The sequence below is a fragment of the Bacteroidota bacterium genome (assembly GCA_018692315.1).
Taxonomy (GTDB): domain Bacteria; phylum Bacteroidota; class Bacteroidia; order Bacteroidales; family JABHKC01; genus JABHKC01.
Genome location: JABHKC010000054.1, coordinates 1 through 8162, shown reverse-complemented (window position 1 = coordinate 8162; position 8162 = coordinate 1). Strand labels below are relative to the sequence as shown.

Below are 8162 nucleotides of genomic sequence, written 5' to 3'. Positions count from 1 at the left end.
TTTTAATTCTACATTTATCATTTTTAATTCTTCATTTTGTTTGCTCAATTCCTGAATTGCACCTATGCCGGTCGAGAAAATGTAATCGTAATTTACTGCTCTAAAATCATCGACTTTTTTGCCATAAACAAAAATGCTTTCAGGAACCTTATCCATTTTTATAGTAAAACATTTCTCTGAAATAATATTTAGAACTTCTGTTTCTATTTTGCCAGAAGAACTTATCAGTCTAACGAAATTGCCTTTTTGCAAATAGTGATTTTTCGGGATTTCTATTCTGATTTTATTCTCAAACTTTTCTACTTTGTTTGCCAAAACAAAAATATCGGGGATAAATTCGCTATGTTGGTTTACAGCTTCGGGTAGCACTTTTTCTACCTCCTGGGCAATAAATCCTTTTTGAAGCTGATTTCCTTTGGCTATGCTATCAATAAATTGATAATTGGCAAGCCTTAGCTGATTTACTTTTTCAAGATCGGACATGGTATTGCTGGTTCTAATATTTATTTTGATCCTTTGATCGGAATAAGCCGTGAATTTTAAAGCTGCAATCCTGTCTGATGCTTTTATGGAAACATAATTGTTATATGTACCGGAATAAGTTCCTGCACCACCATCGGTTAAATAGCCATAGCCTGTATAACTTTCGGCAGCATATCCGCTCACTTCTAAAGGGAAACCGGGGGTTGTGGTGCCAATACCAACATACCCATCTGAAGTGAAAATTAAATTCCTATCTGGATCACCTGATATGACGTAAATTATAAATTGTAAGTCCGAGCCATATTCCAACCCATAATCAGAACTATAATAGTGACCTCCTGGATAGGGATTACCGTCATTATACAATAGGTTACTCGCCCCTGAGGTTGTGATAATTCTTAAAGTGTACTGTTGATTTTCTGTGACATTTGTTGGAACGGAAAAAGTAGTAGTAAACCAACCAGTTACACTTGTATAAACTATCTCAGTAGCTAATAAAGTGCCGCTGGTTCCAACTCCTGAGTATATTTGAATCGAATGGGTTGAATTACTATATCCATTTTTGTATAAACTCACTTTAGATAGTTCGCTCGAAACTCCTGCTGTAAATGATTGCCATTGATCATATCCAGACGTTCCATAATTGGAATAAAGATTTTGCTGATCAACTACATCAACATAAGTGTTTTCGGCGAATACATGAAACAAACCTGAAGTTGTTGTAGTACCAATACCTACATTACCAGTAAAATCAGCATCTCCATCTACACTTAACTTATTGGACGGAGTATTTGTTCCTATACCTACATTACCAGAAGTTCTGTAAATATCTCCACTGTTTTCTGTCCAAGAATTATTATCTGCTGACCAACTAACATTTCCACTACCATCTGTTTTTAGAAATTGTCCGTTTGTTCCATCAGTAGAAGGTAGAGTATATGCCCCAATTTTTACAGCTCCGTTAACTTCGAGTTTTTCGGATGGATCTGATGTTCCGATACCTACATTACCAAATTCATCAATAGCAAGGTCAACATTAGAACTTGAAGGACTTCCATGGCCCATGATAAACTTATTGTTCCCTGCACTCCATGAATCATTTGTGCTTCCCATAAAAAAACTTGCTCCATTAGTTCCTGTATTATTAATTCGGATCATACCATCATAGGTATCTGAGCCTTCAATTTGTAGTTGTGCATTGGAAGGAGAGCTGGTGCCGATACCAACATTTCCAGTAAAATCAGCATTTCCATCTATACTTAGTTCATTCGTGGGTGTAGAGGTTCCAATGCCTACATTTCCATTTCCTTTTATGGTAAATCTTTGGGTACTATCAGTAAAAAACTTTAAGTCATCATTGTAATTCTGGATAATTGAAAAAGCATTCTCGGAGTTGAAATTACCTAAGTATGTTTTTACAATACCACCGTCTTGTGAGAAAATTAGTTGAGGATGATCTCCTTCATCAATGTTGTCATTATCCGCTTCCAATAGAAGGCTCACAGATGCAAATGCGCTTATTTCAAGGTTGGAATATGGGCTAACTCCTCCAATCTTTACATCACCATTCTCATCAATCACCATAGCTTCGATTCCGGCAACATCAAAACGGATTTTGTCTTCATCGGCAGATTCTTCTACTTGTATTTTTGTATCCCCATCAGAATCGGTCATGCCCGAGGAACTTGCCCCTATTTCTACCCAGCCAGAGCCATCGTAGTACCAAAAACTTTTGGTGTCGGTATCATATACCATTATACCTTTGTCATTGGTAGTGTTCATTGTCATAGCATTGCGTTGGACAGTTGTCAGACGTGGGATAAGTATGCCCTTGTCGTTGCTGCCGGGTTTTATTTCCAGTAAAGCATTGGCGCTGGTGCTTGTGTAGGTGTCGTCGTCGGTTATTACTACATTTTGACCAAACAGGTTTGAAGTTAAAAGTAGAAAGACTAAAGTGGAAAGTAATGAAGTGGAAAGTTTTGTTTTCATAACTCTTAATTTATTATTGTTAATTGTTAATTGTTAATTGTTTTCTGCAATTTGACCGAACAATGCTTTCAATTCTTCTACATCAGACTTTAAACTTTTCAAACTTTCAATTTCTGACCTTAGTTTTTCATTCTGCTTACTTAGTTCCTGAATAGCCCCAATCCCTGTCGAAAAAATATAATCGTAATTTACAGCACGGAAATCGTCAACTTTTTTGCCATAAACAAAAATGCTTTCGGGTGTTTGCTCAAGTTTCACAGCGAAGCAAGTTTTTGATAGTATTTCTACCACCTCTGTTTCAAGCTGCTCTGACTTTGTAATTAATCTTAGCATATCGCCTTTTTGTAAATTGTGCTCTTTTGAAATTTCGATAAGGGTATTTTCTCCCGTGCTCTTTATTTCCAAGGCTGTTACAAAAATATCGGGGATAATTTCTGAGTGTATGTTAACTGCTTCGGGAATTATATATTCTACTTCTTGGGCGATTACACCTTTTTCAACCTGAGTACCTTTTGAGGGCTTGTCTATATAATTGTAATCGACTATGTTTAGTTGATTTACTTTTTTCAAATCAGTTTTACTATTGCTGCTTTTTATATTGGTCTTTATCCTTTCATCTGAAAGAGCGGTAAATTTATTTGCCACCACCCTTTGTTCTGCTTTAATAGAAACCCAATTATCAGAACTTGGTGATTGTGTACCGGCTCCATTATCAGTTAGATAGCCATAGTTACTGTAGTTTTGTGAAACGTAACCACTTACTTCTAATGGAAAACCCGGGCTTGTTGTTCCAATGCCTACGTAACCATTGCCATTTACTACCATTTTAGCTTCTGCTGTGGCTCCGGTTGTAGAGCCTGCATGAAATTCGAGTGTGTTATTAGAAATACCGAAACCAAAAAAAGCATTCCCTGTCGTGTTTTGGTACATTGCTAATTTTGCACCTAATGCGTCACCCAGATCGAGTGCATGGTTTGGTGTGGATGTACCTATTCCAACATCACCGTCTGATGTTATCACTAAATCAGTATTTGCACTTGAAGGACTTCCATGACCCATAATAAACAAGCTATCACCGACAGTCCATTCACTATTAGTACTTCCCATAAAAAATGAGGCACCACTTGTTCCTGTATTGTTTAACCTCATCATTCCATCGTAGATTCCGGAACCTTCAATGTGAAGTTTAGAGTCTGCAGGTGAACTTGTTCCAATGCCAACTTTACCGGAACTTTTGTATATGTTTCCACTGTTTTCTGTCCATAACCCACTGCTGTTTGACCAAGTCACATTCCCGCTTCCATCGGTAGTCAATTGCAGTCCGTTTGTACCATCTGTAGAAGGTAAAGTATATGCACCGATTTTTACAGCTCCGTTTACTTCGAGTTTTTGAGACGGGCTTGTTGTTCCAATACCCACATTACCATTATTATGAACTGTGAATGAAGCCGGAGCTCTACTTAATGAACTGGCAACATAAGTTTTAAATTTTGTATCATAAGAAGTGCGAATATAACCTCCAAAAAACAAAACACCTCCGCTGTATAGATTATTATTTTGATAACTTAAACTCCAACTTCCACTATATTCTATAGCAAATGTATATTGCTGTCCAGCTATAACAGGAATGGTGACATTATCAAAGTAAACATAATTATAACCAGATATTCTGTTTAAAGTATCTGAGGTTGCCAGCAATGTACCTCCTGTACCCTGTCCATCATACACTTTCCAGACAAATGAACCGCTTGTAGCGCTACCTACATATATTGAAATTTTTGTTAAATATCCTGAAATTCCAGAAGTGAATGATTGCCATATATCACTTCCCGTATAATAGTAATCAAAGTGGGAAGTTTGTTGCTGATCAATAAGCTCATTGTAATATTCTACGGCTTGTGAAACCTCCAGAATACCAGATGGAGTATTTGTACCAATGCCAACATCGCCGGTACTTCTGTATATGTCTCCACTGTTTTCAGTCCAGTGTCCACCTGAATTCGACCAATTCACATTTCCACTCCCATCAGTAACAAGTTGTTGCCCATTTGCTCCATCAGTAGAAGGAAGAGTATAGGCTCCAATTTTTACAGCTCCGTTGTTTAAAACAGTCATAGCTGTGTTAGAACTAATGTTATCCCCGGCTGTTCCCGTAGATGCAACTTTAAATTTAATCTCACCGTTTGGGGTCCATTCAGTTACACTTGCTGGGAAAGGGCTTGCATATACATATTGATTTGTAGTAGCATCGTAATCGTAATTAAATCCCATAAATAGTGATCCTCCATTAAAAACTCCAATTGTTCTTGATGTTCCAATATCAATATATCCGCCATCACTGAAACCACTACCAAGTTTTAAAGCTTTATTTGTACCGCTTAGGCTGGATCCGGAAATTTCTAATTTCGATGTTGGGGCACTTATGCCAATCCCAACATTTCCAGTTTCATCAATCACAACAGCCTCTGTTCCTGCCACATCAAAGCGGATATTGTCTTCATCGGCCGATTCTTCTACCTGGATTTTGGTATCGTTGTCGGCATCTTTTAATTCCGAAATTAAGCTTGATGAAATTGTTATCCAGTTGGGTGATGCCGGCGTACCGGAATTGTAGTAAAAACCTGCTGTTCCATCGGTTTGGAAAACCAGCAAACCTGTTGCCGGGCTCGAAATAGCCCCGCGTTGCGTCTCTGTCATTCGCGGAATTAGCAATCCTTTATCCGTGGATTTTACATCGAGCATTGCAGATGCATCGGGTGTGTAGGTATCGTCGTCGGTTACTACTACATTTTGACCAAACAGGTTTGAAGTTAAAAGTAGAAAGACTAAAGTTGAAAGTATAAAAGCAGAAAGTTGAAAGTATAAAGTAGAAAGTTGTGTTTTCATGATATTAATTGTTTAATTATTATTAATATTGTTTTCAATGATTTTAAATATTTTTTGGTGACTTACTGAACTGGTCAGTGCTTCGAATTTGTCTATTACTGTTGTAAAGTTTCCTAATCTGATAAAAGCCAGAAAAGAATCAATATTTTTTTTATCTCCACTTGCTTCAACATAAACAGAATCGACACTGTTATATTGAACAAAACCATTTATGTTGAATAGATCGGCAATCTGCCAAACATGGAATCTGTATCCTGTTTTAAAAACTTTACCTGTAATTCGAATTCTTATATTTTTCATATCGAAACCAAAAGTACAGCAGTAAAACTCCTGTGTCAAGCGGAATTTGTACGTATGGATAAATGGATTTCTTTTTCAGTAAATTGCCTTGTACTTGAGCGTAAAAAAAATGTATCTTTAAGTAAATACCTCTTGTATATATTTGGTAACAAACCACTTATAAATTAAAGTTGAGATTAAAGTTTTTAGTAGTTTTAACCAGAGAAAGCGAGTATAATTTATTGAAAAATTAGAATTTTATCGAAAAATTAGAATTGTACTTAAAAGTAAAATATGTGTTTATTTAAGTAAATATTTTTCGTAAAAGCCTGAATACAATTATATTATATATTGAAAAAAATTAGTTTTTGTCTTTTAAAGATTTCCTGAAAAATAATGGCGTTATTCCAAAAGTTTTGTTGAAATAATTGTAAAAGGAACTTCTTGATGCAAATCCAACCATTTGTCCGATACCTTCTATTGAAATATTATCATATTTCTTATCCATTAATAAGTGTCTGGATTCTTTAATCCGAAATTCGTTCAGCAATTCGTAAAAGTTCATATTCAACTTATCGTTAATTGCTTTTGACAAGTAGGAACGATTGGTATTTAATGCTATACTCAAATCATCAAGCTTCAGTTTCGCACGTAGATATGGTTTCTCATCTTCGAAATATTGTTTGAGTTTATTTATCAATAATTGACTACTATCAAAATTTTCACTCAAATTTTCAGATGTATTTTCTATATTGTTAGAGGTTTCCTTTTCTTTTAATTCTTGTTTTGCCAACTTAATATTTTGTTTTACTAAAGCCTTATATGCATGATATCTCTTACGATATTGAACAAGAAGCAAGCTTACTAATAACAACCCAATAGAACTTCCAAAAACAAGTGAATATATGATTGTATTTTTTCTTGACAGTGAAAGCTTATTAATTTTATTCTCTGTAGTAAGTCTCAGATTTTCCTTTTCTTTTTTCTCTGTTTCGTAACTGACAAGCAGCTTGTTGAAATTTTCCGTATTAATTTGTTGTTCTATTTGTTTCTCAATTTCCGATTGTTTTTTGAAATATATAAAAGCCGTATCAACATTTCCTGTCTTTTCATAAGCGTCAGACATTTTTAAATAAACTTTTTGCTTTTTTTTCAGATTATCTGAAAATTCTTTATATGATAATGCTTTCATCAAGCATTTTATCGTCTCTTCATAATATTTATAACTAAAATATGCTTCTCCCAAAATCCAATAGGTATTTCCAACATTAAATTTTGCATTTATTGATTTAAAAATACTGACGGCTTCATTTAAATATTCTATATTTTTACTAAAGTTTCTTTGACTCTTATAAACACCGGCAATATTGATAGATGCGTTTGCCGCATACATCAAATTTCCAATTTCAAATGCCATAATAAAAGCTTTTTCATAATGGATTAAAGCCTTTTTGTTATCCCCTTCAGCTCTATAAACCATTCCTAAATTCGATAGCGCAGCATTAATTCTAACACTATCTCTTATTTCGGTGGCAAGCTGAAGCACTTCATTGAAATATCTCTTGGAATTTTTTAAGTCGCTTATCTTAAAATAGTAAAAAACTCCTAAATTCGTATATAAAATGCTTTTTAACATTTTGAGCTTTTTACTTTCACTGTCATTAACAATCAAGTTTTCAAGAATTTTTTCAGATTCGAGATAATAAAAAAGTGCACTATCAATCTGGTCATTTGATGCAAAATTCACACCTATTAAATTATTAATATATCCCTGACGAATAATTATTTTTAGCTCTTCACAAATTTTTAATGCCTTTTTTAATGAGTTTATAGATTTTTGAAAATTCCCTAAGTTTTTATCGCAATAAGCTATTAGAATTAGTGATTCGGATATTTCAAAATTGTCTTTAGATTGTTGAGAAATATCTAGCATAAAATTTGCTATTTCTTTAGCTTCTTCAGGCTTACTATCCAATAATCCCTGAGATTTCTTTTTCAGGATTTTTATTTGTGTTGTATCTGGGAAACTTTCAAGTGCAGTTTTCAAACTGTCAACATTAATTGCATACACAAAAGAAAACCAATACACCAAGCAAACTGTCAAAAAAATCCTTTTCATGTACAAAACAATTCAATAATAATTCAAATGTACAATGATACAAATATTTTTGATTGGATACTTTTAACTGAACATTTTTGATTTTCTACAAACTATTCAAAAGGCGATGCAAAGGTTTCTTTCTTTTTATTTCTATTGTCTTTATATTGATAATAAGCATTTTTGCCCGGATCAGGAGGAATTGTAGTCATCATTACAATTGAAATTTCTGTATCGATTTTGATGATTTCAATTTTGGGAGTGGAATATGGTTTTTTCATGGGATTTGGGAATTAGAAATTAGGGATTATTAATGAAAACTTTTTCTGTTGAAATGGATTTTTCGCCAATCAGATGAACGAGGTAGTTTCCTGAGGCTGTGTGCATTTCTATTTTGTTTAAAGTGCTGCCGGCGAGTTGTTTTTCA

The 8162-nt window shown here is 34.4% G+C and carries 5 protein-coding genes; all 5 read right to left on the bottom strand.

Annotated features, from left to right (window positions below; translation table 11 throughout):
* Positions 1 to 2472 (bottom strand): DUF4082 domain-containing protein (locus tag HN894_04745; protein MBT7142625.1); only part of this gene is annotated, 2472 nt, incomplete at its 3' end.
* Between the two features lie 33 nt (positions 2473 to 2505).
* Complete coding sequence (locus HN894_04740) at positions 2506 to 5358, bottom strand: tail fiber domain-containing protein (protein MBT7142624.1); 2853 nt, start codon at positions 5356 to 5358, stop codon at positions 2506 to 2508.
* A 12-nt stretch (positions 5359 to 5370) separates the two neighbouring features.
* Positions 5371 to 5658, bottom strand: coding sequence for a hypothetical protein (locus HN894_04735; GenBank protein MBT7142623.1), 288 nt, complete (start codon positions 5656 to 5658; stop codon positions 5371 to 5373).
* A gap of 340 nt (positions 5659 to 5998) precedes the next feature.
* Positions 5999 to 7756 (bottom strand): tetratricopeptide repeat protein, encoded by a 1758-nt coding sequence (locus HN894_04730; protein ID MBT7142622.1) that lies wholly within the window; start codon positions 7754 to 7756, stop codon positions 5999 to 6001.
* 92 nt (positions 7757 to 7848) lie between these two features.
* Positions 7849 to 8016 (bottom strand): hypothetical protein, encoded by a 168-nt coding sequence (locus HN894_04725; protein MBT7142621.1) that lies wholly within the window; start codon positions 8014 to 8016, stop codon positions 7849 to 7851.
* Positions 8017 to 8162: the final 146 nt, after the last annotated feature.